Here is a 26,680-nt window from a genome sequence, read left to right on the forward strand (position 1 = left end):
TGCACCATCGGGCTTCGCATGGAAGGACCTCCGGTGTCGCTGAGGACGCGCTCTCGTCAACTGCTGAATGCCAACGCCACGGTCACGGCCACGGAAACCTCCGCGGTTCAAGGCTCCGACCCCGGTGCGGACGCCACCGCAGATGGAGCCGCCTCCGGCGATCCGGGCGAGGCCGCCGCCGGCTGTCCGGGCGAGGCCGTCGTCGGCGGACGGCAGGGCGAGCAATCGGCACTGGCCCGGGCCGTGGCGCGGGGGAAGACCGCCCTGGCCGCCGTGCTGGTGCTCGGCGCCCTGCTCCTGCCGAACGACCCCACCCGCCTTGGGCCCAGCGCATACGCACGCATCCCGGTGGAGGGGATTTTCGGCGTCGCCGTGCTGCTCGTCCTGCGGCCGCGCATGAGGCGGGTGGTGGCGGTGCTCGGCGGGGTGGGCCTGGGCCTGCTGACCGTCCTGAAGTTCCTGGACATGGGCTTCCACTCGACCTTCTTCCGGCCGTTCGACCTGGTGCTCGACTGGGTCCTGCTCGACGACGGCGTGGCATTCCTCAGGGACTCCATAGGCCGGGCCGGTGCGATCGGTGCCGTGATCGGGGTCGTGGTCCTCGTCCTCGTCCTGCTCGTCCTCACGGCACTGGCAGTCGTCCGGCTGAGCCACCTCGTGGTCCGGCACAGCGTCGCGGCGACCCGGGGCACTCTCGTACTCGGGACCGTCTGGGTCACCTGTGCGGCGCTCGGCGTGCAGATAGCCGACGTGCCGGTCGCGTCCAGCAGCACGGCCGGATTCGTCCAGAGCCGTGCGCGGCAGGTGAGAGCGGGCCTGAAGGACAGGCAGGCGTTCACCGAGGAGTCCTCCGTCGACGCCTTCCGCGACACCCCGGCGGACCGGCTGCTGACCGGGCTGCGCGGCAAGGACGTCATCTTCACCTTCGTCGAGAGCTACGGCCGCAGCGCGGTCGAGGACCCGCAGATGGCCTCTCAGGTCGGCGCGGTGCTCGCGGACGGGACCAGGCGGCTGCGCGCGGCCGGGTTCTCCTCCCGGAGCGCCTTCCTCACCTCCCCGACCTACGGCGGCGGCAGCTGGCTGGCCCATTCCACCTTCGCGTCCGGCCTGTGGATCAACAACCAGCAGCGCTACCGGGACCTCACCTCGAGCGACCGTCTGACCCTCACCAGCGCCTTCCAGCACACGGGCGCCTGGCGGACCGTCGGCATCATGCCGGGCGTCACCCGGTCCTGGCCCGAGGGGACGTTCTACGGGCTCGACAACGTCTACGACTCGCGGCAGCTGGGGTACCAGGGCCCGAAGTTCAGCTGGACACCCGTACCCGACCAGTACAGCCTGGCGGCCTTCGAGCGCCTGGAGCACGGCAAGAAGGGCCGCAAGCCCATGATGGCGGAGATCATTCTCACCTCCAGCCACAACCCCTGGGCGCCCATACCCACGCTGATCGGCTGGGACGAGGTCGGCGACGGCTCGGTCTACGACTCGATCAAGGAGGCCGGCAAGGACCCCAAGGATGTGTGGCAGGACCCCGACCAGGTGCGCACCGAGTACCGGCGTGCCATCGAGTACTCGCTGAACAGCCTCATCTCCTACGTGGAGAAGTACGGCGACGACGACACCGTCCTCGTCTTCCTCGGCGACCATCAGCCCGTTTCGACCGTCACCGCCGGCAAACTCGGCCGCGACGTACCGATCGCCATCATCGCCCGCGACCCGGCCGTGCTGGAGCGGATCTCCGGCTGGAGCTGGCAGGACGGCCTGAAGCCCGGCCCGAAAGCTCCGGTCTGGCCGATGGACGCCTTCCGCGACCGCTTCCTGACCGCCTACGGTCCGCAGCCCGGCACCGTCCCGTCCACGTCGGGCCGTTGACCGGCGGCTCCGGACCAGGTGGGGCGGGTCAGACCCTCCCGTAGGTCGCGTCCCGGACCACCGCGGCGTTCTCACGGACCCTGACGCGCCACAGCCATCTGATGTCACGCCCGAAGGACCAGACGAGCAGCGCCAACGCCACGAGGACCGCCCCGTATGCGGGCACGCGCGGGATGATCCCGGCGCCGGCCACGAGGAGGACGATCCCCTGCAGCGCGGCCACCGTCTTGCGGGCCGTGCTCGGGGGAAGCGGCCCGTGCAGCCACGGCAGCACCCGGGCCGCCAGGACGAAGGCGTAGCGCATGGTGCCGATCAGGAGCACCCACGCACCCATCGACATGGCGACGTGGACGCTGAGCACCAGGATGAGGAAGGCGTCGACTTCCATGTCGAAGCGTGCCCCCAAGGGGGACTCCGTCCCGGTGCGCCGGGCCACCTGGCCGTCGACGGCGTCAAGGACCAGCGCCGCCGTGGTGAGGGCGACCAGGATCGTGACCGGGGGGCGGCTCGTGAAGGAATCCGCGACCAGCGCGGTCACACACCCGACGAGCGTCGTCCGGGCCAGGGTCACGGCGTTGGCGGGACCGAAGGGCCTGGTCCTGAGCCACGACCGGTGCAGGGCGCGTGTGAGCACACCCCAGGTGGCAACCGTGAACACCAGACCTGTGAGCCATCCCGCGGGGCCCAGGCCGGCGGCCGTGCCCAGAAGGACCAGCAGGAGTGTCTGCGCGACCGCCCCCGCGGTCGTCTCCGGGCGCAGCAGCCGGGTTTCGTACGTGACGCTCATGGCCAGCAGGCACCTTCCTCCAGCCGTGTGACAGAGTCGATGAGCGCCGCGTACGGTGTGCGCGGCCTCGTGATTGTCAGAACGTAAACCGTCACCCGAGCGTTCAGCAGGAGGACTCAGATGGAGCGCGCCGCACGCGCTTTCTGGCTCAACTCCCCAGGTCACGGCGAGATCCGCGAGGTTCCTCTGCCGGCGCCGTCCGACGACGACGTCGTGGTGCGCACGCTCTTCTCCGGGGTGAGCCGTGGCACGGAGAGTCTCGTCTTCCGCGGCGGCGTACCGGAGAGCCAGTACTCCGCGATGCGGGCGCCGTTCCAGGACGGCGACTTCCCCGGGCCGGTCAAGTACGGCTATCTCAACGTCGGTCTCGTCGAGGAAGGGCCGCGGCACCTCGTCGGCCGCACGGTCTTCTGCCTCTACCCGCACCAGAGCCGGTACGTCGTCCCGGCGAGTGCCGTGACCCCGGTGCCGGACACCGTACCCGCGGAGCGGGCCGTACTGGCCGGCACGGTGGAGACCGCGGTGAACGCCCTGTGGGACGCGGCACCGCTGATCGGCGACCGGATCGCCGTCGTCGGAGCCGGCATGATCGGCTGCTCCGTCGCCGCTCTTCTCGCCCGGTACCCCGGCGTCCGGGTCCAGCTGGTCGATGCCGAGCCCGCCCGTGCCGCCGTCGCCGAGGCGCTGGGCGTCGATTTCGCGCTGCCCGAGGACGCCTTGGGCGACTGCGACCTCGCGGTCCACGCCAGCGCCACCGAGGCCGGGCTCGCACGCTCACTGGAGCTCCTCGCCCCGGAGGGTACGGTCCTGGAACTGAGCTGGTACGGCGACCGGCGGATCAGCCTGCCGCTGGGTGAGGCCTTCCACTCCGGTCGACTGGTCCTGCGGGCCAGCCAGGTGGGGAGGGTGTCCGAGGCCCGGCGCTCCCGACGGACCTTCGCCGACCGGCTCGCGCTCTCGCTCGATCTGCTGGCCGACCCCGCCTTCGACGCGCTGATCAGCGGCGAGTGCGCCTTCGAGGAGCTGCCGTCGGTGCTGGCCAGGATCGCCGCCGGCGACCTTCCCGGGCTGTGCCACCGCGTTGTGTACAACGTCGAGAACGACGTCGAGCACAGCATCGAGCACGACGTCGAGCACAGCGTCGAGTACGACGGCCACGCCGCCGGGGACTCCGCCTGACCTCGGAACGACCTGGATGTTTTGAACGTGCGGCAAGCTGCGGCCGTACTGAGGGGCAAGGGCCGCCAGCGGCCGGATACGTCGGACCGGGAGGTCACAGCCGTTGTTCAGCGTCACCGTCCGCGAGCACCTCATGATCGCTCACAGCTTCCGCGGGGAGGTCTTCGGACCCGCGCAACGTCTGCACGGCGCGACGTACCTCGTGGACGCCACCTTCCGCCGTCCCGAGCTGGACGCCGACAACATCGTCGTCGACATCGGCCTGGCGACCGGTGAACTGGGGAGCGTGGTAGGTGAGTTCAACTACCGCAACCTCGACGACGAATCCGCGTTCTCCGGCATCAACACCTCCACGGAGTACCTCGCCAAGGTCATTGCCGACCGTCTGGCCGACCGGGTGCACGCCGGGGCCCTGGGCGAGGGCGCCCGCGGGCTGACCGGCATCACGGTCACCCTGCACGAATCGCACATCGCGTGGGCGAGTTACGAGCGGGCTCTGTGAGCCGGGTGGCAGCCACCACCACGCCCGAGCGCTCGGTGCGCGTGGTGATGCCTGGTGACGTCGACGATCCGGCCGCGCCGAGTGGCGGCAACACGTACGACCGCAGGGTGTGCCGGGACCTGCCCCGCCTCGGCTGGCAGGTCCACGAGCACGCCGTCGCGGGCGACTGGCCGCAGCCCCGGGCCGCCGCGCGCGCGGAACTGGCCCGGATCCTGCGGGAGTCGCCGGACGGCAGCCTCGTCCTCCTCGACGGAATCGTCGCCTGCGGCGTCCCCGACAGCATCGCCCCCGAGGCCGAACGGCTGCGCCTGGCGGTGCTGGTGCACCTTCCGCTGGGTGACGAGACGGGACTCGCCCCGGGCCCGGCGGCGGCTCTGGACGCGGCGGAGCGCAGGACGCTGCGGGCCGTGGCGACGGTCGTCGCCACCAGCGGCTGGGCGGCCGGCAGGCTCGTCGAGCACCACGTGCTCGACCCCGGCCGGGTCCATGTCGCCGTCCCCGGAGCCGACATCGCCCCACTGGCATCCGGCACTGCGTCCGCCGTCGGCAGCCCCCCGCGCCTGCTGTGCGTCGCCTCGGTGACCCCGCGCAAGGGGCAGGACCAGTTGGTGTCGGCTCTCGCGGACGTCGCCGACCTGCCGTGGAGCTGCTCTCTCGTCGGCGGACTGGGCCAGGATCCCGATTACGTCGCCCGGCTCCGGGAGCTGATCGGGAAGTACGGCCTCGACGACCGGGTGCACGTGACCGGCCCGCGGACCGGCCCCGAGTTGAACGCGAGCTACGCCGCGGCCGACCTCCTGGTGCTCGCCTCGCGCGCCGAGACGTACGGCATGGCCGCGACCGAGGCGCTCGCACGCGGCGTTCCCGTACTGGCGACGGCCGTCGGCGGACTCCCGGAGGCGGTCGGGCGCGCGCCGGACGGCAGCGTGCCGGGCGTCCTCGTGCCGCCGGATGACCCGGCGGCACTCACCGCTGCCCTGCGCCGCTGGCTGAGTGAGCCCGGCGAACGCCATCGTTCGAAGGTGGCCGCGCGACGCCGGCGCACCGCCCTGGCCGGCTGGGAGACGACCTCGCGGAGCCTGGCCAGGGCTCTGGAACAACTCCGGCAGGAACCCCGGGAGGCCATGTGAGTGTGACCGATCGACCTCGCTACGCCCCGGAGTGGCTGGCGCTGCGGGAGGGCGCCGACGCCGCCGCGCGCGCATCGGAACTCCTCGAACCGCTGCGACAGCGCGTGGCGCACCGCGCGGACCCGGCGGATCCGGCGGATCCGGCGGATCCGGCGCGGCGGGACATGGGAGTGGTGATCCGCGACCTCGGCTGCGGCACCGGCTCCATGGGACGCTGGCTCGCCCCCCGGCTGCCGGGCCCCCAGCACTGGATCCTGCACGACCACGATCCCGACCTGCTCGCTCTGGCCGCCGCGCGAATGCCCCGTACCGCCGCCGACGGCAGCCGCATCACCGTCACGACGGAACGCGGTGACCTCACCCGCCTGACCGAGGACGACCTCTCCGGCACCTCGCTGGTGACGGCCTCCGCCCTGCTGGATCTGCTCACTCGCGACGAGCTGGACGGACTCGTCGCGGCCTGCGCCGGGGCAGACTGCCCGGCACTGCTGGCGCTCTCGGTGGTGGGACGGGTCGACCTCACCCCGGCCGACCCGATGGACACGGAGATCTCCGACGCGTTCAACGCCCACCAGCGCCGCGTGGATCACGGCCGCCGGCTCCTCGGACCCGACGCCGTCGCCGCGGCCTCCGTGGCCTTCGCCCGCCATGGCATGACCGTGCGGGTGCAGGCCAGCCCGTGGCGGCTCGACCCTGTTTCCCGGGTGTCCCCCGTCTCCCCTGTTTCCCGGGTCTCCGCTGTTTCCCGGGTCCCCGCGGGCCCTGACGATCCGGACCCGGGCGCCGACGCCTCCGCGCTGGCGGCGGAGTGGCTACGGGGCTGGGTCGGCGCCGCTCATGAACAGCGACCGGACCTCGCGCCCCGTGCCGACGCGTATCTGCGGCGCCGCCTCGCGGCCTGCCGGGCAGGCGAGTTGCGGGTGGTGGTGCACCACAGCGATCTGCTGGCCGTGCCCCGGCGGACGGGCGGCACCTCGTGATCCTGCGGGCGGTCCGGTCCCGCCTCGGCATGGTCGCCGGGGCGGCCGTCCTCGCGGCGGTGCTGTGGTGGCAGGGCACCGGCGCCTTCCTGGACGGGCTGAGCGGGATCGACGGCCCCACCCTCCTGGCCGCGCTCGGCCTCGGCCTGCTCACCACCGTGTTCAGCGCGTGGCGCTGGTGCCTGGTGTCCCGGGGACTGAGCATCCGGCTGCCGCTCGGCCGGGCCGTCGCCGACTACTACCGCGCCCTGTTCCTGAACGCGGCGCTGCCCGGCGGCGTCCTGGGCGACGTGCACCGCGGGGTACGCCACGGGCAGAGCACTGGTGACGTCGGCCGGGGCGTCCGTGCGGTCGTCCTCGAACGGGTCGCGGGGCAGGCGGTACTTGCCGCGGTCGGCGTGACGCTCCTGATCACGCACCCCTCCGCCCCGCTGGCGGAGGCCGGCCACGCCGCCACGACGCCGGCGGCCGTGGCGGCCCTCGCCGTGCTGTGCGCTCTTGTGATCGTCGGCGCCGTCCGGCTCCGCAGAAGGCCGGACACCTCGCGCCGGCGCTCCGCGGTCCGCGCCACGCTGGCCGAGGCGCGCCTCGGACTGCTCGCCCGTGGGACCTGGCCGGGGGTGCTGGTCTCGTCCGTGGTGGTGCTGGCGGGGCATCTCGGGATGTTCCTGCTCGCCGCCCGGGCCGCGGGATCGAAGGCGCCGGCAGCCGAGTTGCTGCCCCTGATGGTGCTGGCGCTGCTCACCATGGCGCTGCCGCTGAACATCGGCGGCTGGGGGCCCCGTGAGGGCGTCGTCACCTGGGCCTTCGGAGCCGCGGGCCTGGGCGCCGCCCAGGGGCTGACCGTCGCCGTGGTGTACGGACTACTCGCCTTCGCCGCGAGCCTGCCCGGCGCCGGGGTCCTCGTCACACGATGGTTCGCCGGAATGCGCCGTCCGCAGGTCGAGTTCGAAGAGGGTGTCCTCGCCGAGGAAAGCGCGTCGCGTCGGCGGACGGAGCGCGTCCCGCATCAGCTCCGGACCGGGGAAGCCGAGCCCCGGGATGCCGTCGCCGAGCAGGACCGGTGCCACGGTGACGTAGAGCCGGTGCAGGGCACGTGCGTGGAGGAAGCGCGACACGGTGACGCCGCCGCCCTCGACGAGCACGCGGCCCAGTCCGCGTCGCGCGAGTTCCCACACCAGGCGGCGGGGGGCGAACGCGGCGCTGTCGGGCAGGACCAGTACGTCGACGCCGTGGACGCCGTCCATGTCCGCGGCGGTCTGCCCGTGCTCGCTGTCGGCGCCCACCACCCACAGGGTCGGTGCCTCCCCGTCGGTGAACACCCGGCGCTGCGGCGGCACCCGGCGGTGCGGGTCGAGGACGACGCGCACCGGGTTCACACCGGTGCAGGCACGGACCGTCAGCCGGGGATCGTCCGCGACGGCGGTGCCGGCCCCGACGACCACCGCGTCGGCGAGCGCGCGCAGACGGTGCAGATGCTCGCGGTCCTCCTCGCCGGTGACATAGTCGGCGTCGCCCTTACGGGTGGCGATGAAGCCGTCCAGACTCTGCCCCAACTGCGCGAACGTGAAGCGCGGACCGGCCAGGCAGAGCGACAGATAACGGTCCGCGAGGACATCGGCCTCGGGCGAGGCGTCCTGCCACCGACGCCGGCCGTCCGCGCCCCGGAGCAGCCCGGCGGCCTCGGCGTCCGCCTCGGACCGGACGCCGCGCAGCCGCTCCCAGGCTCCCGATGCGTCGAGCGTGCCGGCACGGTGCTCGGCGGCGCGGCCGGTCACCTCGTCTCCCGCCGGTCGTCGGCAGGCTGCCGGGGGTCTGCCGGGTCCGGCGGCTCCGCCGAGGCCATGAGTGCGAAGTATTCCGCGAAGGAATCGACGAGACCGGCCAGCAATTCCTTACCCTTCCCGGCCGATGCCATCGACGGGCGGCCGACCACACCGGATTCCGTATAGGCGCGCATACCCAGAGTCAGAAAATGCTGCCGGTCGTCGGCGAGAAAATCGGAGGTCTCATAACCGGGCCGGACCAGTTCTGGTCGGTCGTGCAGCAGTATGGACGTCTCCATTTCCCCCGCGTGCATATCGCTGTACGACGACGTCTGCACCCCGGCTCTGTCCCTCGCCGCACTCCAGTCGGCCGGGCCCGGGAAAAGCGCCATACGAGTGCCACTGCCGGCCGACTCCTGAACCACGTTGCGCAGTACGTAGTTTCCACCGTGCCCGTTGATCAGCACCAGGCTGTTGATACCGGAACGGCGGAGGGATCCGGCGATGTCCCGTACGACGGCACAGAGGGTCGTGGCGGAAATGCTGACGGTTCCCGGCCAGGCGGCGTGCTCGTGCGAGCAGGAGATCGTCACGGGAGGGAGAAGGTGCACCGGATACGCGGCGGCGACCTCCCGGGCGATGGCGCAGGCTATGACCGTGTCCGTCATCAGGGGGAGGAACGGCCCGTGTTGCTCGAAGCTGCCGATGGGAAGGACGGCCACACCGGCCTGCCCGGCCCTCACATCCTCCGTCGTCGTGCCGAGCGGCAACAGGCCCGCTTCCGGGAGTCGCACATGCGGGCCACTCATCTTTCCGACTCCTCGTTTCGTGGTGCGCCGGCCGGCCGAACGTCCCCGACCCAACAGAACAGTTGACGCTCTCTCGAAATTTTTATTCCGCCGCCAGAGGCTACCCGATATGATCCGACCATGACAGATACCGATGGCGCACACCGTGAGAGTGCTCGTTCATCAGGCGTCGAACGGGTGGCAAATGTCCGACTGTCCACCGAGCACGGTGATTTTCTCGCTGTCGGCTACCTGGACCACATTCGCGGCGATGAACAAATTGCTTTGGTGCACGGCGATATCGAGGGTGACGGAACGCTCACCCGCGTTCATTCCGAGTGTCTGACAGGAGATGCCTTCGGATCCAAGCACTGCGAGTGCGGAGACCAGTTGTCCGCGGCGTTGCGCACCATCGTGAGCGAGGGGCGCGGCGTTCTCGTCTATCTCCAGGGCCACGAGGGGCGGGGGATCGGCCTGTTGGCCAAGCTTCAGGCGATGCAGCTCCAGGCGGAGGGCCTGGACACGGTCGAGGCGAATCTCGCGCTCGGGCTCCCGGACGACGCCCGCGACTACCGGGTTGCGGCGGACATCCTGCACGACCTCGGCGTGCGATCCGTACGGCTGCTGTCGAACAACCCGCGAAAGCGTGACGCGCTGCTGCAGCACGGCATCAAAGTCACCGAAGAGGTTCCGCTGCTGATACCGCCGCGCGAAGAGAACATCTCGTACCTGCGGACCAAACGGGAACGCCTCGGCCATCACCTTCCGCACCTGGACCCCGCGTCCGACCGGCCCTGAAGCGCGGGCGATTCGCCTGATCACCGTGCGCGACCGCGACGGCCTCCGGGCCGGGCGCATGGAGTTCGTCGCCGTGCGGCTGTTCGATGCGTAGGTCGGACATCGCAGCAGCCGATCCGCGGCGGCCTCGGGCGTCAACTCTGATTGAACGGCACACCGCCGGCCGGAAGTTCCAGGCGGAGCTCGTAGCCGCCGTCGGCAGTCGGGCCGGAGGTGACGGTGCCGCCGAGGAGCGCGGCGCGCTGGCGCAGGCCGACCAGGCCGTAGTGCGCGCTGGGCAGGGGAAGCGCGGGCTGGGTCGGCGCGGTGTTGACGACCGTGACACGGACGGTGTCGTCCGCGCGGCGGATGCGGACCGCCGCAGTGGCGCCGGGGGCGTGCTTGCGTACGTTGGTCAGCGCTTCCTGGACGGTGCGGTAGATCGCGCGCTGGACGGTCTGCGGAAGGCCGTCGGGCAGGTCGTTCTGCAGCTCGGCCTCGATGCCGCTGCCGCTGACCAGCCGCGGGAGGTCGGCCAGCGACGGCTGCGGGATCAGCTCCGTGGGGCGGCCGCCGGAGGCGCGCAGGACGCTGACCATGTGCCGTAGCTCGTCCAGGGTCTGCACGCTCAGCCGCCGGATCGTGGCCGCGGCTTCCTTGACCTCGGCGTCCTGGGTCCCGACCTGGAGCGCTCCGGCCCGCACCGCGATCAGGCTGACCTGGTGGGAGACCACGTCGTGCATCTCCCGGGCGAGCTGTGCGCGCTCCCTGGCCAGCACGCTCTGGGCGGTCAGCATCCGCTCGTGGTCACGCGCCTCGGAGATCTCGGCGAGCCGCAGCGACAGATCGCGCCGGGCCTGGACGAGCTGGCCGAGGAAGACGGGAGCGGCAGCCGTCGTCGCCGTGTAGGCGAGAGCGATCAAGGTCGAGGTGTCCAACAGGTCGAACTCGGGTGACGGCCACGAGGTGATGCGACTGATCGTGAACGCCAAGGCGCAGACGACCAGCAGGACGCGATTACGGGAGAGCGAGGCGAGTGTGTACAGCGCGGCCAGACCGGCGAAGATCGCGTCGGTGAGCAGGACGGCCGGCAGGGTGAGCAGGAAGGTCAGCAGCGGCAGGCGACGGCGCAGCAGAAGAGCGAAGGCGGCGCCGAAGCCGCAGGCCATGCGCAGCGGCTCGTCGGCCTCGAAATGCACCCAGAAGTCGAGCAGCGAGGCTGCGATGAGGGCTGCGTCCAGCAGCGGGACGGGTATGCGGCGGGGAGTCATTCCTCCTCCTCGTGCTGCTGGGGCTGCTGAGGCAGCTGGTCCTGCAGGCACTGCTGATGCTGCTGGTCCTGCAGGCACTGCTGCTGGTCCTGCTGATGCTGCTGGTCCTGCGACGGCTTGAGAAGGCCGGCCCGTTCGGCGAGCAGGGCGGCCTGGACGCGGCCGCTCACCTCCAGCTTGGTGAGGATGGCGCTCACATGGTCCTTGACCGTGCCCGTGCTCAGGTGCATCCGCGCCGCGATGTCGGCGTTGGACAGCCCCTCGGCGACGAGGACGAGCACGGCACGCTCGCGGTCGGTGAGCCGGCAGAGGCTGCGGGCCGCGGGTTCCTGGGGGCCGGCCTCCAGGTAACCGTCCACGACCGTCCGGGTGACCTTGGACGACAGTACGGTGCCGCCGTCGGCCAGGGCCCGCACCAGGAAGGGCAGCTCCTCGGGGTCGGTGTCCTTGAGCAGGAAGCCGGCGGCGCCCGAGCGAAGAGCCGCAGCCACGTACTCGTCCATGTCGAACGTCGTGAGCATGGCCACCACCGGAGGGTCCGGCAGCCGGAGGAGGCCGGCCAGGACGGTGAGCCCGTCCACATCGGGCATCCGGATGTCCAGCAGTACGAGGTCGGGTCGGGTCTCCCGGGCCGCCGGGACCGCCTGGCCGCCGGGTACCGCCGCGACGACCTCGATGTCGTCCGCCGCGTCGAGGATGCGCTGGAAGCCCGTACGGATCAGGGCCTCGTCGTCGACCACCATTACCCGGATCACGTGTGCTCCACTCGCCGTCGGACCACTCTCCGATTCGTACCACGCCGACGGACGCCCTGCCGTGTGCCGAGGGACGCCCTGCGCTGCCGGACGCTCTGCCGAGGCTCTGCCGCGCTCTGCCGCCGCTCTGCCCGACGCCGGATCCGGCCGAGCGGCGGGATCGCGCCAGCCGGTCGGCGGGGGCGGTTCCGGACAACTGCCGGATGGTTGTAACCGACAGCTTCCCCGACGCTGAGCACATGACACGGGACTGGTGTCGGATTCGCCGTCCGCGCCGGGCAGGGCATGCTCCACTCCCGGCGCCGGCCCCATGCTCCGGGGGCGCGGACCGATGGATTACCCGCTGTATGCCGCCACCACCCCCGCCCGCCTGATCAGATGACCGGGCGGTCAACCACCCCTGGATGGCTCATGGACACGTTCAGCTACCACGGCAGCGACGGATGCTCCCTGCATGCCGCCATGCTCGGGACAGGACCGGCCCTGATCCTCCTGCACGACGGGGGCCCGGATCACCACAGTCTCGTGCCGCTGGCCCGCCGGCTCGCGGAAAGTTACACCGTCGTCCTGCCGGATGTCCGCGGTTACGGACGCTCGGTGTGCACCGACCCCGCTCGGCACACGTGGGCGCAGTACGCCGACGACGTCGCGGCGCTCCTCGGCCATCTGGGCCTCGGCACGGCAGCGCTGGGCGGCACGGGCCTGGGCGGCACCATCACACTCCGCGCGGCCGCGGAGCACCCGCAGCGCATCCGGGCCGCGGTCGTCATCGATGTCGACGACATCGAGCACGCCGCCAAGGAGCCCGAGACGGCGATGATGGAAAGCTTCGCCGCGCGCGTCATGCAGGAGGGGATCGACGCCGCCTGGAAGGCCGTCCTGCCCGATCTCGCGCCGGTGATCAGGACTCTGGTCCGTGACGCCATGACCCGCTCGGACCCCGCAAGCATCGCCGCCGCCTGCGCGATCGGCCGGGACCGGGCCTTCACCAGCGTCGCCGACCTCGCCTCCATCCCGGTACCGACACTGATCGTTCCCGGAAGCGGCCAGAGCCGTCCGGGGACCTCGGCCGAGGAGATCGCCCGCGCCCTCCCCCACGGGCACCTCGCCAAGCTCACCCTCTCCGGCGACCTGCGCACCGCAGACGACCTGGCGCAGACGATGGCGCCCGCCATGTGGGCCTTCCTCGCCTCACACCACCTCACCGTCCAGACCTGTCGCCGCACTGTCCGGCGCACGGGAACCCCGGTCCGCGCGGGAACCCCGGTCCGCAGGGGAACCCCGGTCCGCACGGGAACCCCGGTCGCCGTCGGAGGGTGACAACGGGAGACGCGGACGGTCGAACCGCTTCGGCCATGCCGCCGGTCGAAGCGGTTCGGACGGGCCCGTCACCCCGCCACGTCGCCGTCCCACAGATCGGTGCTGTGTGCGCCCACAAGAGCGCCGATGCGAGCCAGGAACGCGTCGGCGGGCATGGAGTCCAGGCGGCGTCCGTCGCGCAGACGTACGGCGACGTGGTCACCCGCTGCCTCCTTGGCGCCGATGACCGCCTGGTAGGGAACGAGCCGCGCGGCACGGATGCGGGCACCCAGGGTGCCGTGGTCCGGTCCGGCGATCTCGGCTCGTAGCCCCTGGTCGACACAGCGGCGCACCAGCCCGGCAGCCTGGCCCATCTCGGCGTCGGAGACCGGGAGAACGACCAGCTGGGTGGGGGCCAGCCAGGCGGGGAAGGCGCCGCCGTGGACCTCGATGAGGTGCGCGACGGCCCTCTCCACGCTGCCGATGATGCTGCGGTGGACCATGACGGGCCGGTGTTTGGCACCGTCGGGGCCGATGTAGTGGAGATCGAACTGCTCGGGCTGGTGGAAGTCGACCTGGACGGTGGACAAGGTGGCCTCGCGGCCCGCGCCGTCGGCGATCTGAACGTCGATCTTGGGCCCGTAGAAGGCGGCCTCCCCCTCGACGGCCTCGTAGGGCACGCCGGAATCGTCGAGGACCTCGCGGAGCAGCGCGCCGGCCCGTTGCCACATCGCGGGGTCGGCGACGTACTTGCCGCCCGGCCCGGGGAGCGAGAGCCGGTAGCGGGCAGCGCGGATACCGAGGGCCTCGTAGGCGCGGCGGATCAACTCCAGCGCCGCCCGCGCCTCGTCGACCGCCTGGTCCGGGGTGCAGAAGATGTGCGCGTCGTTGAGCTGGATCGCCCGTACGCGGGTCAGTCCGCCGAGCACACCGGACAGCTCGGAGCGGTACATGCCGCCCAGCTCGGCCATCCGCAGGGGCAGTTCGCGGTAGCTGTGGGCCCGGGAGCGGTAGATCAGTGCATGGTGGGGGCACAGGCTCGGCCGCAGGACGACCTGCTCTCCCCCCAGGTCCATCGGGGGGAACATGTCCTCGCTGTAGTGGGACCAGTGCCCGGAGATCTCGTACAGCTCGCGCTTGCCCAGCACGGGCGAGTACACGTGCCGGTATCCCGCCCGGCGCTCGGCGCCGCGGACGTACTCCTCCAGGGCGTGCCGCACGGCGGCGCCGTCAGGCAGCCAGTACGGCAGCCCCGCGCCCATCAGCGGATCGGTGTCGAACAGGTCCAGTTCGCGGCCGAGCTTGCGGTGGTCGTGCATCGTGGTCTCCTCGTGGACGTCGGGTCGGGACGAGTGACCACACGGCGAAGCCCCGGGGCACTCGCCCCGGGGCTTCGGACAAAGTCAGCTGTCAGCGCGCCGGGACACTCTCCGGCGTCGTCGTCAGACTCACAGCGGCACGCTTCATACCGGCGACCGTACAGCCGCACCCGGTGCGCGCACGAGCGGATTTCCGGTGCGACAGGATCGGGAAGCCCCGAGCCCGCGCCGCCACCCCGAGCCCACGCTCGCCCGCGCCCCGAGCCCGCGCTCGCCCGCGCCCCGAGCCGGCACCCGCCATCACCCCCGGAGGTTTGCCGCGCCGACGCACACTCGACTAAAATTCAAGATCATCGGTGCCCGACCCGTTCACCGGTGCCCTGCAGGTTTTCCGGAGCAGTGGCCCCACCGATGGAGGACGGCCATGGCAAAGATCCTTGCGGTGCTCTATCCGGATCCCGTGGGCGGCTATCCACCCGAGTACGCCCGCGACGAGATTCCCACCATCACCGGCTATCCGGGCGGTCAGACCGCGCCGACCCCACAAGCCATCGATTTCACCCCGGGACAGCTCCTCGGCTGCGTCTCGGGAGAACTGGGACTGCGCCGCTTCCTGGAGGAGCGGGGCCACACCTTCGTCGTCACGTCCGACAAGGAAGGGGCGGACTCCACGCTGGACCACGAGCTGCCCGAAGCCGACGTGGTGATCTCGCAGCCCTTCTGGCCCGCTTATCTGACCCCTGAGCGGATCGCCGCGGCTCCCCGGCTCAGACTCGCGATCACCGCCGGGATCGGGTCGGACCACGTCGACCTGCCGAGCGCCATCTCCCACGGGATGACGGTGGCGGAGGTGACCTACAGCAACAGCATCAGCGTGTCCGAGCACGCCGTCATGCAGATCCTCACCCTGGTGCACAACTACATGCCCGCCCATGACTGGGTGACCGCCAAGAAGGGCTGGAACATCGCGGACAGTGTGTCGCGCGCCTACGACCTCGAGGGCATGGACGTCGGGGTCCTCGGCTCCGGCCGTATCGGCCATGCGGTACTGCGCCGCCTCAAGCCGTTCGACGTCACCCTGCACTACTGCGACGTGCACCGGCTGCCCAAGGATGTCGAGGACGAGCTGGAGCTGACCTATCACCCCGACGCCCGTTCGCTGGCCTCCTCGGTCGACGTGCTGTCGATCCACACTCCGCTGCATCCGCAGACGCAGAACCTCTTCGACGACGAGCTGATCGGGGTCATGAAGCGCGGCTCGTACATCGTCAACACCGCACGCGCGCTCATCGTGAACCGGGACGCCGTGGTGCGGGCCCTCAACAGCGGCCAACTGGCCGGTTACGCCGGTGACGTCTGGTACCCGCAGCCGCCACCGCCCGACCACCCCTGGCGCACCATGCCGTACGAGGCGATGACGCCGCACGTGTCCGGTACGACCCTCTCGGCGCAGGCCCGCTACGCGGCCGGTACCCGGGAGATCCTGGAGTGCTGGCTCGACGGGCGCCCCATCCGCCCGGAGTACCTGATCGTCGACGGCGGTGGGCTCGCCGGGACGGGAGCGCGCTCCTACACGGTTGCGGGATGAGGCGACCTCGAGGTTACTGAGGGAGGGCCGGGTGGACCGGCTCCCGGGCCCGGCACGGTCGTCGTCGCAGGAGGGATTTCCCCATGAGACTTCCTACTGAGCGTGCCCGTGGCCGCGCCGCCCCCGGCGCAGGCCCCGCGCCGGGGCCGGTGAGCGCCGCGGATGCCGGTCTGCTCCTGCTGCGGCTGGCGGTGGGCCTGATCCTGGCAGGTCACGGGGCCCAGAAGCTGTTCGGCTGGTTCGGAGGGCCGGGCCTGGAGGCCACGGGCAAGGGCTTCGCCGAACTCGGCTACGAGCCCGGCGTCTTCTTCGCAGGCCTGACAGGGGTTTCCGAATTCCTCGGGGGCCTGGGCCTGGCCGTCGGGCTGCTCACCCCACTCGCCGCCGCGGCCGTGGTCGGAGTCATGATCAACGCCATGGCGGTCGCCCCCGACCTCACGCTCTGGTCCGCCGCCGGCCCCGCCTTCGCCTACCCCATGACCCTTGCCGTCGCCGCCCTCGCCATTGCCGCCATAGGGCCGGGTCGCCTCTCCCTCGACCGGTCCTTCCCCTGGCGTGACGGCGGGTGGCGGCCGGCGGGCTTCGCGCTGGTCGTCGGTGGCGTCGCGGCAGCCATTGTCATGCTGCTGTAGCGGCATTGCTCGGCAACCGGTCAGGATCGGCAACCGGTCAGGAGCAGCAGTCGTCGTCGGTCCCGCACGGCGCCTGCACCGTGCCGACCGCGCCCGCAGCCGGTACGGCGCAGCAGCCGTCCCCGCGCCAGGCGTCCCGGCCCTCCTTGACCGCGACGGCGGCGATGAACAGTGCGGCGACGGGGTCGGCCCAGGTCCAGCCGAACGCGGCGTTGGCCACGAGCCCCATCAGCAGGACGGCCGACAGATACGTGCACAGCAGGGTCTGCTTGGAGTCCGCCACGGCGGACGCCGAGCCGAGTTCCCGTCCCGCCCGGCGCTGAGCGGCCGACAGGACCGGCATCACCAGCAGCGAGAGCGCCGCCAGACCGATACCGACGAACGAGCGGTCCGCCTCTCCGGCGCCCGTCATCGCCCGTACGGCATCGACCGTCACGTATGCCGCGAGCGCGAAGAACGACACCGCGATGATCCGCAGCGCCCTGCGCTCGCGCGCCTCGCGCACGGCATGGTCGCGGGCGGAGAACTGCCAGGCGACGGCGGCCGCCGACGACACCTCGATGACGGAGTCGAGGCCGAAGCCGACGAGGGCCGTGGAGGAGGCCGCGACTCCGGCGGTCAGGGCCACCGCGGCCTCGATCAGGTTGTACGAGATGGTCGCACCGACCAGCAGGCGTATCCGGCGGGCCAGCTCGTCGCGGCGGACCGGCGACGGCCCGAAGGACATCCCGACGGCCCCGGCGGCCCCGGCGGTCCCGGCCATCAGCAGCAGTCCTTTTCGTCCGCGTCCGCGCACGTACGGTCCGCCTCGACCGCGACCACGGCGGTGCGCAGATCGTCGAGGGCATGCCCGAGCCGCGGATCGGCGAGCTCGTAGCGGGCGCGACGGCCGACCGGGACGGCGACGACCAGGCCGCAGTCGCGCAGGCAGGCCAGGTGGTTGGACAGCCGCGTCCGCGAGATGCCGAGCGTCTCCGCAAGATCGGACGGATGGGCCGGGGATTCGCGCAGTGCGAGCAGCAGCCGGCAACGGATCGGATCGGCGAGCGCGCGGCCGAACCGGGCCAGGACCTCGATCTCGGAAGCAAGTGTCAGCACAGCGATTACGATACAGCAGATCCTGAATTCAGGACATCCTGAAGCATCACCCTGCGGTGCGCCGCTCGTCAGTTCTTGAGCGGGAACGAGTGGTGTTCGTGCGCCACGACCCAGCGTCCGCCTTCCTTGCGCAGCCCGATGGTCAGCCTCAGCCGGTTGTCCGGATCCTCCCGCAGCTCCTGCTGGGTTCCGCAGCGCAGGAGCGCGTGGGCGAAGGCGACGTCCTCCCCCGCCGTGACATCGAGCGAGACGAGCTCGAACGAGGCGCCCTGCCGCTGCCACACGAAGAACGGCGGCCAGGTCTCGCGGTAGCGGTCGATGCCCCGTACCCCGTCATTGGGCGGCGGCACGTCGAACATCACGATGTCGTCGGCGTGGTCGGCGAGGACACCGTCGATGTCGCCCTCGTGCACCGCCCTCGCCCAGCGCTCGATGAGCGCCCGGATCTGCGTCGTGTCATCGGCCATGACCGTGCTCCTTTCGACGGTGCCGCGCTCTGCGGCGGGCTTGTGTGGATGCGTACGAAATATGGACCGCCGCGGCGACCGTGATTCATCGGTCCCGTGCCGGCTCTTGTCGCGACCCCCGCCGCCTGGTTGGGTACGCGCAGCGCGGTCGGGCGTGCGTACGAGGCCGTGCGAGGCCCGTACGAGGCCGTACGAGGCCGTACGAGGCCGTACGAGGCCGTACGAGGCCGTGCAAGGGCGATGCTGAGGGAGCGGCGTGGAATCAGGGAGCGGGCAGAAGCAGGACGTACGAGCCGTACTGCCGGAGGGGCTCGGTGACGCGATACGCGACACCGCCGGGGACATCGCCGCGCTGCTGCGCGGGGTTGCCGACACGGGCGTGCCGGTACCCGGCTCGCAGTGGAGCCTCGGGGAGGCGGCGGCGCATCTGGCGCAGGCCAACGAGCTGATGGCCGATGTCGCGGCCGGGGGCGCGCGCAGCCACGGGGACGGCACGCCGCAGAGCCTTGCCCAGGCCAACGAGCGGGCGCTCGCCGCCTTCGACGAGCGCGGGGCCGATCCGCTGGCGGACATGATCGTGGCGCAGGCGGAGGCCTTCCTCACGGCGGCCGGCGAGGGGGCGGCCGAGGGGACTCTGGTGACTCCGATGGGGCCGATGGGCCTGGCCGAGCTGGGCTCGTATCTGCTGACGCACATGCTCGGGCACGGCTACGACCTCGCCCGTGCCCTGGGCCGTCCGCACATGATCGACCGCGCCCGGGTCGAGCTGACCCTGCCCTTCCTGATCACGGCCATGCCACGCGTCGTCGACACCGCCGCCACGGCCGGACTCACCGCCCGCTACTCGGTCCGCCTGCGGGGCGGCACCGGCATCGGCGTCACCTTCACCGACGGCGAGGTGGCCGTGGGCCCGCAGCCGCCGCACCGCCCGGACTGCACGATCCTCACCGAGCCGGTCACCTTCCTGCTCATGGCGCTCGGCCGCTGCGCGCCGTGGGGGGCCATCGCCCGGGGCCGTGCCCTCGCCTGGGGCCGCAAGCCCTGGCTCGCTCCCCGCTTCCCGACACTTTTCACCGCGCCCTGATTTCCCGTCGTACCGAGCCCGGGTGCGACCGGGCCGGCCGGGCCGGGGTGCGACCGGGCCGGCCGGGCCGGGGTCGGCCGAGTCGGCGTCAGCCGAGCCGCCGGACGGGCGAGCCCGCGAGGAACGCCTGGATGTCCTCGATGGCATGGCCGTAGTAGGTCCGGTAGTTGTCGCGGGTCACATAGCCGAGGTGAGGCGTCGCGAGCAGGCGCGGCGCCGTACGCATCGGATGGTCCGCCGGGAGCGGTTCGACGTCGAACACGTCGACGCCCGCGCCCGCGATCGTGCCGTCCCGCAGCGCGGCGAGCAGCGCGTCCTGATCGACGATGGCCGCCCTGGACGTATTGATCAGATAGCTCGTCGGCCGCATCAGGCCGAGCTCGGCCGCACCGAGCAGACCACGCGTACGGTCGCTCAGCGCCAGGTGTACGGAGACGAAGTCGCTGGTTCCCAGCAGCTCCTCCTTGGAGGCCGCGAGGCCGGTGCCGACCTCGTCGGCGCGCTCCTTCGTGAGGTTCTGGCTCCAGGCCACGACGTCCATGCCGAAGGCCAGGCCGATCTGCGCGACCCGGCTGCCTATCTTTCCGAGGCCGAGCAGACCGAGCCGCCTGCCGTGCAGGTCGGCGCCTACGGTGGACTGCCAAGGGCCGCCCGTACGCAGTGCGGTGGACTCGGGAACGATGCCGCGGGCGAGGCCGAGCAGAAGCGCCCAGGTCATCTCGACGGGCGGGGTGGAGGAGCTGGCGGTGCCGCAGACGGTGACGCCGTGCTGCTCCGCGGCGGCGAAGTCGATGACCGAGTTGCGCATGCCGGACGCGACGAGCAGCCTGAGCCGGGGCAGCCGGGCGAACACCGTGGCCGAGAACGGGACGCGTTCGCGGAGGGTGACGGCGATGTCGAAGTCGGCGAGGGCGGCGACGAGTTCGTCCTCGGAACCGAAGTGCTCGGGGAAGGTGACGACCTCCACTTCGTCGGTGACGGGCGACCAGTCGACGACGGTGGTCGCGACGGACTGGAAGTCGTCGAGCACGGCGCAGCGAAGTCTCATGTCGGCGCTCTCCTCGGTGGTGTGCCGGTGGGGTGTCGGTCGTGTCGGTCGTATCGGTCGTGTCGGTCGCCTCGGTGACGGCCTGACACCGGCAACGTACCTGTGTGCCGCGGAAGTCCGGTCGGCGGAGCGACTCGACGGAGGAACGTGAACGACTGGCACAGCTGGGCCGCGATCGCCGTCTTCGTCGGCGCGTACGCCCTGATCATCACCGAGAAGGTCCACCGCACAGCGGCCGCCCTCGGCGGCGCCGGGCTGATGCTGGCGATCGGCGCGACCGACGACGTCTCCGCGTTCTACCTCCAGGACCGGGGCATCGACTGGAACGTCATCTTCCTGCTGCTCGGCATGATGGTGATCGTCGGCGTGCTGAAGAAGACCGGCATGTTCGAGTACCTGGCCATCTGGGCGGTCAAACGGGCCAGGGCGAAGCCCTTCCGGGTGATGGTGATGCTCGTCGTCATCACGGCGGTCGCCTCGGCGCTCCTCGACAACGTCACCACGGTCCTGCTGATCGCCCCGGTGACCCTGCTGGTGTGCGAGCGGCTCGCGCTGCCGGTGGCCCCGTTCCTGATCGCCGAGGTCCTGGCCTCCAACATCGGCGGTACGGCCACCCTCGTCGGCGATCCGCCGAACATCATCATCGCCAGCCGGGCCGGGCTGACCTTCAACGACTTCCTCGTCCACCTCGCGCCGTTGTCCGCCTTCCTGGTCGTGGTGCTGATCGCGTTGTGCCGCTTCCTGTTCCGCACCTCGTTCGCGTACGACGAGAGCCGCGCCGAGGATGTCATGGCACTGGAGGAGCGCGAGGCGATCCGCGACCACCGGCTGCTCTGGCAGGGGCTGGTCGTCCTGGCCCTCGTCGTCGCCGGATTCGTCCTGCACCCCGTGCTGCACTACGAGCCCAGCATCGTGGCCCTGCTGGGCGCCGGGCTGCTCGTCGCCGTCTCGGCCGTGGACACCGGAGACGTGCTCGGAGAGGTCGAGTGGCCCACGCTTGCCTTCTTCGCGGGACTGTTCGTCATGGTCGGCGCCCTGATCGACACCGGCATCATCCGCGCGGTCTCCGAGGTCCTCGCCGACGCGATCGGCGACAACGAACTGGGCGGGGCCATGCTGATGCTCGGCGCCTCCGCCGTGCTGTCCGGCATCATCGACAACATCCCCTACGTCGCCACCATGGCGCCCATCACCAGCGACCTCGTCGAGGCGATGGGCGGCTCCCGGGACCACGTCATGTGGTGGGCCCTGGCGATCGGCGCGGGCCTCGGCGGCAACGCGACCGCGATCGGCGCCAGCGCCAACGTCGTCGTCCTCGGCATCGCCGAACGCAACCGCACCCCCATCTCCTTCTGGCAGTTCACCAAGTACGGCCTCGTCGTCACCGCCGTCACCGTGGCCATCTCGGCGGCGTACATCTGGCTGCGCTACTTCGCCCTGGCCTGACCCGCCCCTATGTTTTCCGTCAAGGCCGTCGCCGGAGCCCCGGACCTGGACGACGCTGGGAGCAGGAACAACAGGGACAGCAGAGACAGCAGAGGCATTCCGAACAGACGAGGAGCCGGCCGTGCGCGCACGCGACCTGGCGGTTGAGTACGAATCGGTGAGCGTGGACAGCGGCGCCCTCGCGGCGGCCGGGCTGATGGCCGAGCACAAGCTCCCCGGCCTCCTGGTGCTCGACGAGCACGGCGAGCCCAAGGCGATCCTCCCCGCCTCCCAGATGGTCAAGGTCCTGGTGCCCGAGTACGTGATCGAGGACCCGACCCTCGCCGCGGTCGTCGACGAGAGGCACGCCGACCGGCTCTGCCAGGCCCTCGTCGGGCGCCGCGTGGGCGACTGCCTGCCCACCACCGCCGCCCCGCCACCGATCGCGGACCCCGACGACACCGCGCTGGAGGTGGCGGCGCTGATGGCCCGGGTCCGCAGCCCGCTGGTGGCCGTCGCCGAGAAGGCCAAGGACGGCACTCACCTCCTCGGTGTGATCACCGCGGCCCATCTGCTGCACGAACTCATCCGCGCCGTGGGCGCGGGCGAAGGCGGGGGCGAAGGCGGGGGCGGCGGCAACGGCGGGAGCAGTCGGCGAACGCAGTGACGGCGGCGGTACGAGTCGGCCGACGCGACACCGGCCCGTACCGGCTCCTCGCAGGGCGCGGTGCCGTCGTACTCCGCGGAACTCCCGGCATGCTGAGCGGATGAGTCATCGCAGCCCCGAATCGGCGGAGTCGACGGAGCGGAACTACGCCGGCGCCGTCTACGGCTCGCTCCTCGCCGCCTCGGTCATCGCCACGGCGGGGACGCTGGGCCCCTTCCCCCGGCTCCAGCTCGTGGTCATGCTGCTCACCACCGGCCTGGTCTTCTGGATCACGCACGTCTATGCCGGCCTCGTGGGCGACCGGCTGGCCCATCAGCCGCTGTCGCGGGAGGTGATCCGCCTCGAGCTGCGCAGGGAAAGGCCGATCCTCGAGGCCGCCCTCCCGCCGGCCGCCGTCGTGGCGGTGAGCCCTTCCCTGGGGCTCGATCCCGGCAACACCGCGTGGGTGGCGCTCGGCGTCGCCCTCGCCGAACAGGTCGGCTGGGCCACCGTCCCCCTGGCCAGAGCCGGTGCCCCGCGCCGTCTGGTCGCCGTCACCGGTGTGGTCAATCTCCTTCTGGGGCTGGTCATCGTGGTCGCGAAGGCCGTGGTCGCCCATTGAGCCGCGACCCGCGGCGCGGACGTACGGGGGTCACAATGGTGAGGAGGGGGATCTCTGTCGCTGCGGAGAGGCGGAATACGCATGCCGTACGTAGCCGTGACCGCCCTGAGCGATGTCGGGCTGATCCGCGACCACAACGAGGACAGCCTCGTCGTCGGGCCGTGGACCCTGTGCGGCACCGTGACCGAGAACCCCCAGACGCTCCTGTTCCCGCTCGGCACCCCCCTCGTCGTCGCGGTCGCCGACGGGCTCGGCGGGCAGCCGGCCGGGGAGGTGGCGAGTGCGCTGGTCGTCCGCCGCCTCGCCGCGATCGGGCCCTCGTTGGAGAACGAGGAAGCCATCCGTGATGCCCTGATGCTCTGCAATCACTCGGTGTACGCGGCGGCCGACGGCGATCCGGAACTGATCACCATGGGGACGACGGTCGCCGGCACCGTCGTGCTGGAGAAGTCGCTGCTGACATTCAACGTCGGCGACAGCAAGGTCTACGACCTGGCCGAGGACGGGCTCCGTCAGGTGAGTGTCGACGACAGCCCGCCACCGCCGCCCGGGCGGCGCATCACCTCCGCCGTGACCCAGACGCTGGGCGGCAGCACTGTGTTCACCACCATCACGCCCCATGTCACGGCCTCCACGTTGTCCGCGGGCGACCGCTATCTGGTGTGCTCCGACGGGCTGACCGACCCGGTGCCGGACGAAGAGGTCGAGCGAGTGCTGCGGGTGCACGACGACGGCAGGGCCGCCTTCGAGCTGTGGAAGGCGGCCATCGAGGCCGGAGGCCCCGACAACATCACGCTCGCGCTGGTCCGCATCGGCGAATAGCGCCACCGCGTTCCGGCAAACGTGGACGGTGCCCGCGAAGCCGAAGCCTCGGGGCACCGTCCCTCAGTCCCAGGTGAAGCGGACAGCCGGTACCGCACCACCGCTCACATGGGGGTTGTTACACGACCTGGCAGATCACGTAGGCCGTGAGCGAGCCGCCGGCGAGGGTGACGGTGGCCTCGGCCTCCCATCCAGTGGCAGGGCCGTCATTGGTGTAAATCGGCCCGTCGTGGGTGACATTGACGGTGAGGCCGCCGCTGCTGCCGTATCCGCCGCCGATGGCAATGTCGTCACCGGTGCAGTCGATCTCCGACGTGATCTCGGTGCCCACAAGGTCGCTGGTCCCGGGGGTGAGGTCCTCGAGGACGTAGGTGTCGAACTCGCCGTCCTCGCCGTCCTTTCCGGGCTGTCCAGGCGGGCCCTGCACGCCCCGCGGACCCCGCGGACCCCGCGGACCCTGCGGCCCGCGGTCGCCGTAGACGTCGCCGCCGTCGTCGAGAGTCATTGCGCCGTTCAGGCCCGGCAGCACCAGACTGTGATCATTTCCGGACCGGTGCATCGTGTCGGCGACAGCCGCAGTGCTCGGGACAACACTGAGCAGTACGGCGATGGTGCCCGCCGAAACCAACGTGGCGGTCTTCATGCGGGAACTTCGGATCGTTTTACGGCTCACCAGAGAACCTTCCTCGCGGAACTTGGAGTGACGACACCGCAGGCGCACGCACTCGACAAGTGCGCTTCGTTCGCATGCGTGTCACGTCGCACATGGCCACGGACATGAGCATTCTTAGCTCTCCGCGATTGAATGATTACGATTTGAGCCGTGTCGCAGATGAAGATCACCCAAGCGGCGGCGATGGCCCCCGATCACTCTCCGTGACGCGGCCTCCCGGCGTCCGACCGGGCGGAACCCCGATGGAGCAGGGAAAAGCGCTTGAGCCGTCCCTCCGACCCCAGGAATTACCGGCATGGAAATCGGATAAGGATTTCCGTTCGACTGTGACGACATACGTTTTACCTACGAGCTGGTCTCGCCGGCGAGGGTGGGAATATCGGCACCAGTTGAGTGTCCGCCGACTCATGAAATCGTTTCGTCCATCGTGAGTTCTTCCAACCCTCCGCCCCCCACTCCCGGCGGTTCGAACCCCCTGACCCCATCGGCTCACGATGCGGCTGATCCCGGCCCTCAGCCGTACCCACGGGCTCCGGGCAGCCCGTACGGCCCGGGCGAGCTCGCCCAGACACCGCTGTACGTGCAGCTCGTGGCCGAATGGCGGGCGCGCGGAGCAATGCTGCCGGGAGCGCGCGACCTGCAGTGGGACAGGCTCGCCTCCAGCAGAGCCTTCGAGGAGGACACCCAGCGGACGGTTCGTATGCTGCGACTCGAGCGGGATCCCGCACCGGCGCCACCCACCGGTCTTGAGGCGGGAATGGACGCGGGCATGAGAGGACGACCCCCGTCCGCTCCCGGCGGCCGTCTCCCGAGGCCTCGGTGATCAGAGGCGCTCGCCGCTTCGGCGAGCGCGTCCGCACACGCCTCCGGCCCCTGTTGTCATCACTGCAAAACTCAGAACCTTTAGTTATTGGAACTGTTCGTGTGAATTCTGACTCGGCCGCGAGTCCCGGGGGTACGAGAAGCGTTTGTGCGTACGTGGAACCGCGTGAGTTGTGGGAGAGAAACACAGTCCTGGCAAAAGCCTTCTGTGCCAGCGATGACCGGGTGCGTCTGGCGCAGAGCGCCCTGGACGAGGCACAGGCCGACCGGACGAGGATGCTTGCCGCATTCGCGGTGGTTGTGGGTGACGACGGCACCGTCGCCGGCATGATGGGCTTGCAGGAACGCGAGGTGAGGGTGGCCCGCAGGACCGTCGGTCGGGAGGGCGCCCGCAATGTGGCAGCTAATCTGCTGACGCGAATTTCCGACACGGCTCCGGCGGGCGAGACGGGCGGCGAACCCAGTCAGTCGGCTTCGGATCCTCATGTGCCCTTTCCTCGGACAGAGCCGGCTCCGCCCGTCGCCACCTCCGTCCCTTACACAGCCCCGCAGGCCCAGTACACAGCCCCGCAGGCCCAGCCGAACGGCTCCCATTCCGCTGCGCCCGCCGAAGAGCAGATCTGGGCCGAGCCGGCTCAGGCAGCCGTTCCCGTCTGGTCGTCCTCCATGGACTCGGTACTCGTGTGGAGCTGGCACTCCGGGCTGGATCTGCAGGTCGTCGCGAACGAACTGGGGCTGGAACTGAGGACGGTTCTCCAACGTGTGCAGCACCTCGCGGCCGAGGGCCGCCTTGTGAAGTCCGAGCCGATGGGTTCGAGGGACTACTCAAGTCCTGGGAGGGACTACTCGGGCCGCCATCGCCGGAACGAGGAATCGCTCGAGTACTCCGACTCGGGAGCCTTCAGCCTGGGAGGACTGTTTTCCACGGCATCCTGGACATGAGTGCGCCATCGACCATCGGTCATCGGTCATCACGGTCCTTGCGGTGACCCACGGGCTCCGAGGCGATCTCAGTCGGCGCCGACCTGCGCGCCGCCGGCGAGTGAATCCCGACAGCCTGCCTGTGCGCGGCCGGGCACTGCGGGGCGAGGCGGCAGCCCCGGGGCCACGACCCAGACCGCAGGGGAACGTTTTCCCTCCCGGGCCGCCCGGCGGCGGGCCCGTTCATCGGCCTCCCGCAGCTGTACACACCACACGCAGCCGGCCTCGTCATGCACGCGCGGGGCGAGCCAGTAGGCGCCGGACAGCTGGGCGACGGGGAAGGGGACCGGGTCGTTGTCGAAGTCGTTCATACCCGCGCCAACGACGCCGTCCGGCCGCAGGGAACG

Annotated in this window: 27 protein-coding genes and 1 pseudogene; 16 read left to right on the plus strand and 12 right to left on the minus strand. The window is 71.0% G+C overall.

The window, feature by feature from the left end; genetic code table 11:
• Window positions 1-18: 18 nt before the first annotated feature.
• The gene (locus ACWCXB_RS30520; RefSeq protein ID WP_450726988.1) at window positions 19-1,872 is read left to right on the plus strand and encodes a sulfatase; all 1,854 of its coding nucleotides are present in this window, start codon (window positions 19-21) and stop codon (window positions 1,870-1,872) included.
• A 28-nt stretch (window positions 1,873-1,900) separates the two neighbouring features.
• On the opposite strand, the gene ACWCXB_RS30525 is transcribed toward ACWCXB_RS30520, so the two are convergent.
• Window positions 1,901-2,665 carry a CDP-alcohol phosphatidyltransferase family protein gene (locus tag ACWCXB_RS30525; protein ID WP_450727040.1) on the minus strand — a complete coding sequence of 255 codons (765 nt, stop codon included), beginning with the start codon at window positions 2,663-2,665 and terminating at the stop codon, window positions 1,901-1,903.
• A 114-nt stretch (window positions 2,666-2,779) separates the two neighbouring features.
• Here ACWCXB_RS30525 and ACWCXB_RS30530 point away from each other — a divergent pair, with 114 nt between their 5' ends.
• The 5 genes and pseudogenes from ACWCXB_RS30530 to ACWCXB_RS30550 all read left to right on the plus strand — a co-directional run.
• Window positions 2,780-3,838, plus strand: coding sequence for a zinc-dependent alcohol dehydrogenase (locus tag ACWCXB_RS30530; protein WP_450726989.1), 1,059 nt, complete (start codon window positions 2,780-2,782; stop codon window positions 3,836-3,838).
• Window positions 3,839-3,941: 103 nt separating this feature from the next.
• Entirely contained in the window at window positions 3,942-4,340 is a 399-nt protein-coding gene (locus ACWCXB_RS30535) for a 6-pyruvoyl trahydropterin synthase family protein (RefSeq protein ID WP_450726990.1), read from the plus strand.
• A gap of 47 nt (window positions 4,341-4,387) precedes the next feature.
• Complete coding sequence (locus ACWCXB_RS30540) at window positions 4,388-5,470, plus strand: glycosyltransferase family 4 protein (RefSeq protein ID WP_450727041.1); 1,083 nt, start codon at window positions 4,388-4,390, stop codon at window positions 5,468-5,470.
• Window positions 5,467-6,450: a class I SAM-dependent methyltransferase gene (locus ACWCXB_RS30545; protein ID WP_450726991.1), complete on the plus strand. Its 984-nt coding sequence runs from the start codon at window positions 5,467-5,469 to the stop codon at window positions 6,448-6,450. The genes ACWCXB_RS30540 and ACWCXB_RS30545 overlap by 4 nt, the downstream gene beginning before the upstream one ends.
• A gap of 29 nt (window positions 6,451-6,479) precedes the next feature.
• Window positions 6,480-7,382, plus strand: a pseudogene (locus ACWCXB_RS30550) (lysylphosphatidylglycerol synthase domain-containing protein); the annotation flags it as partial.
• Here ACWCXB_RS30550 and ACWCXB_RS30555 read toward each other — a convergent pair.
• The gene (locus ACWCXB_RS30555; protein WP_450727042.1) at window positions 7,314-8,228 is read right to left on the minus strand and encodes a RibD family protein; all 915 of its coding nucleotides are present in this window, start codon (window positions 8,226-8,228) and stop codon (window positions 7,314-7,316) included. The pseudogene ACWCXB_RS30550 and the gene ACWCXB_RS30555 overlap by 69 nt on opposite strands.
• Window positions 8,225-9,025, minus strand: a complete 801-nt coding sequence (locus tag ACWCXB_RS30560; protein WP_450727043.1) for a creatininase family protein — start codon at window positions 9,023-9,025, stop codon at window positions 8,225-8,227. Before ACWCXB_RS30560 ends, ACWCXB_RS30555 begins: the two co-directional genes overlap by 4 nt.
• A 120-nt stretch (window positions 9,026-9,145) precedes the next feature.
• Between ACWCXB_RS30560 and ribA the strand changes: the two genes are divergently transcribed.
• Window positions 9,146-9,802, plus strand: a complete 657-nt coding sequence (gene ribA / locus ACWCXB_RS30565; RefSeq protein ID WP_450726992.1) for a GTP cyclohydrolase II — start codon at window positions 9,146-9,148, stop codon at window positions 9,800-9,802.
• Window positions 9,803-9,936: 134 nt separating this feature from the next.
• Here the strand turns inward: ribA and ACWCXB_RS30570 are convergent, their stop codons facing one another.
• Window positions 9,937-11,052 (minus strand): sensor histidine kinase, encoded by a 1,116-nt coding sequence (locus tag ACWCXB_RS30570; RefSeq protein ID WP_450726993.1) that lies wholly within the window; start codon window positions 11,050-11,052, stop codon window positions 9,937-9,939.
• Entirely contained in the window at window positions 11,049-11,807 is a 759-nt protein-coding gene (locus ACWCXB_RS30575; protein WP_450726994.1) for a response regulator, read from the minus strand. Before ACWCXB_RS30575 ends, ACWCXB_RS30570 begins: the two co-directional genes overlap by 4 nt.
• Before the next feature lie 411 nt (window positions 11,808-12,218).
• On the opposite strand from ACWCXB_RS30575, the gene ACWCXB_RS30580 reads away from it, so the two are divergent.
• Window positions 12,219-13,127 (plus strand): alpha/beta fold hydrolase, encoded by a 909-nt coding sequence (locus tag ACWCXB_RS30580; RefSeq protein ID WP_450726995.1) that lies wholly within the window; start codon window positions 12,219-12,221, stop codon window positions 13,125-13,127.
• A 68-nt stretch (window positions 13,128-13,195) separates the two neighbouring features.
• Here ACWCXB_RS30580 and thrS read toward each other — a convergent pair whose 3' ends face one another.
• Entirely contained in the window at window positions 13,196-14,425 is a 1,230-nt protein-coding gene (gene thrS, locus ACWCXB_RS30585; RefSeq protein WP_450726996.1) for a threonine--tRNA ligase, read from the minus strand.
• Between the two features lie 424 nt (window positions 14,426-14,849).
• Between thrS and ACWCXB_RS30590 the strand changes: the two genes are divergently transcribed.
• Both ACWCXB_RS30590 and ACWCXB_RS30595 read left to right on the plus strand, forming a co-directional pair.
• Window positions 14,850-16,013: an NAD-dependent formate dehydrogenase gene (locus ACWCXB_RS30590; RefSeq protein ID WP_450726997.1), complete on the plus strand. Its 1,164-nt coding sequence runs from the start codon at window positions 14,850-14,852 to the stop codon at window positions 16,011-16,013.
• A gap of 83 nt (window positions 16,014-16,096) precedes the next feature.
• Window positions 16,097-16,645, plus strand: coding sequence for a DoxX family protein (locus ACWCXB_RS30595; protein ID WP_450726998.1), 549 nt, complete (start codon window positions 16,097-16,099; stop codon window positions 16,643-16,645).
• Window positions 16,646-16,682: 37 nt separating this feature from the next.
• On the opposite strand, the gene ACWCXB_RS30600 is transcribed toward ACWCXB_RS30595, so the two are convergent.
• From ACWCXB_RS30600 to ACWCXB_RS30610, 3 genes are all read right to left on the minus strand, one after another.
• A complete protein-coding gene (locus ACWCXB_RS30600) occupies window positions 16,683-17,408 on the minus strand; it encodes a cation transporter (RefSeq protein ID WP_450726999.1) in 726 nt (241 codons plus the stop codon).
• A complete protein-coding gene (locus ACWCXB_RS30605) occupies window positions 17,408-17,743 on the minus strand; it encodes an ArsR/SmtB family transcription factor (RefSeq protein WP_450727000.1) in 336 nt (111 codons plus the stop codon). The genes ACWCXB_RS30600 and ACWCXB_RS30605 overlap by 1 nt, the downstream gene beginning before the upstream one ends.
• Window positions 17,744-17,811: 68 nt before the next feature.
• Window positions 17,812-18,210, minus strand: coding sequence for a YybH family protein (locus ACWCXB_RS30610; protein ID WP_450727001.1), 399 nt, complete (start codon window positions 18,208-18,210; stop codon window positions 17,812-17,814).
• Between the two features lie 256 nt (window positions 18,211-18,466).
• Here ACWCXB_RS30610 and ACWCXB_RS30615 point away from each other — a divergent pair, with 256 nt between their 5' ends.
• Window positions 18,467-19,294, plus strand: coding sequence for a maleylpyruvate isomerase family mycothiol-dependent enzyme (locus tag ACWCXB_RS30615; protein ID WP_450727002.1), 828 nt, complete (start codon window positions 18,467-18,469; stop codon window positions 19,292-19,294).
• Window positions 19,295-19,382: 88 nt separating this feature from the next.
• On the opposite strand, the gene ACWCXB_RS30620 is transcribed toward ACWCXB_RS30615, so the two are convergent.
• Entirely contained in the window at window positions 19,383-20,342 is a 960-nt protein-coding gene (locus tag ACWCXB_RS30620; RefSeq protein ID WP_450727003.1) for a D-2-hydroxyacid dehydrogenase family protein, read from the minus strand.
• A 147-nt stretch (window positions 20,343-20,489) separates the two neighbouring features.
• Here ACWCXB_RS30620 and ACWCXB_RS30625 point away from each other — a divergent pair, with 147 nt between their 5' ends.
• The 4 genes from ACWCXB_RS30625 (at window position 20,490) to ACWCXB_RS30640 (ending at window position 23,857) form a co-directional block, all read left to right on the plus strand.
• A complete protein-coding gene (locus ACWCXB_RS30625; RefSeq protein WP_450727004.1) occupies window positions 20,490-21,788 on the plus strand; it encodes an SLC13 family permease in 1,299 nt (432 codons plus the stop codon).
• Window positions 21,789-21,909: 121 nt separating this feature from the next.
• Window positions 21,910-22,434: a CBS domain-containing protein gene (locus tag ACWCXB_RS30630; RefSeq protein ID WP_450727005.1), complete on the plus strand. Its 525-nt coding sequence runs from the start codon at window positions 21,910-21,912 to the stop codon at window positions 22,432-22,434.
• Window positions 22,435-22,534: 100 nt separating this feature from the next.
• Window positions 22,535-23,035: a hypothetical protein gene (locus ACWCXB_RS30635; protein WP_450727006.1), complete on the plus strand. Its 501-nt coding sequence runs from the start codon at window positions 22,535-22,537 to the stop codon at window positions 23,033-23,035.
• An 81-nt stretch (window positions 23,036-23,116) separates the two neighbouring features.
• Window positions 23,117-23,857 carry a PP2C family protein-serine/threonine phosphatase gene (locus ACWCXB_RS30640; protein WP_450727007.1) on the plus strand — a complete coding sequence of 247 codons (741 nt, stop codon included), beginning with the start codon at window positions 23,117-23,119 and terminating at the stop codon, window positions 23,855-23,857.
• A gap of 118 nt (window positions 23,858-23,975) precedes the next feature.
• Here the strand turns inward: ACWCXB_RS30640 and ACWCXB_RS30645 are convergent, their stop codons facing one another.
• Complete coding sequence (locus ACWCXB_RS30645; RefSeq protein WP_450727008.1) at window positions 23,976-24,500, minus strand: hypothetical protein; 525 nt, start codon at window positions 24,498-24,500, stop codon at window positions 23,976-23,978.
• Window positions 24,501-25,508: 1,008 nt separating this feature from the next.
• Between ACWCXB_RS30645 and ACWCXB_RS30650 the strand changes: the two genes are divergently transcribed.
• Entirely contained in the window at window positions 25,509-26,294 is a 786-nt protein-coding gene (locus ACWCXB_RS30650; protein WP_450727009.1) for a hypothetical protein, read from the plus strand.
• A gap of 68 nt (window positions 26,295-26,362) precedes the next feature.
• On the opposite strand, the gene ACWCXB_RS30655 is transcribed toward ACWCXB_RS30650, so the two are convergent.
• Window positions 26,363-26,644 carry a hypothetical protein gene (locus ACWCXB_RS30655; protein WP_450727010.1) on the minus strand — a complete coding sequence of 94 codons (282 nt, stop codon included), beginning with the start codon at window positions 26,642-26,644 and terminating at the stop codon, window positions 26,363-26,365.
• Window positions 26,645-26,680: the final 36 nt, after the last annotated feature.

Source organism: Streptomyces sp. NPDC001514, from assembly GCF_053597075.1.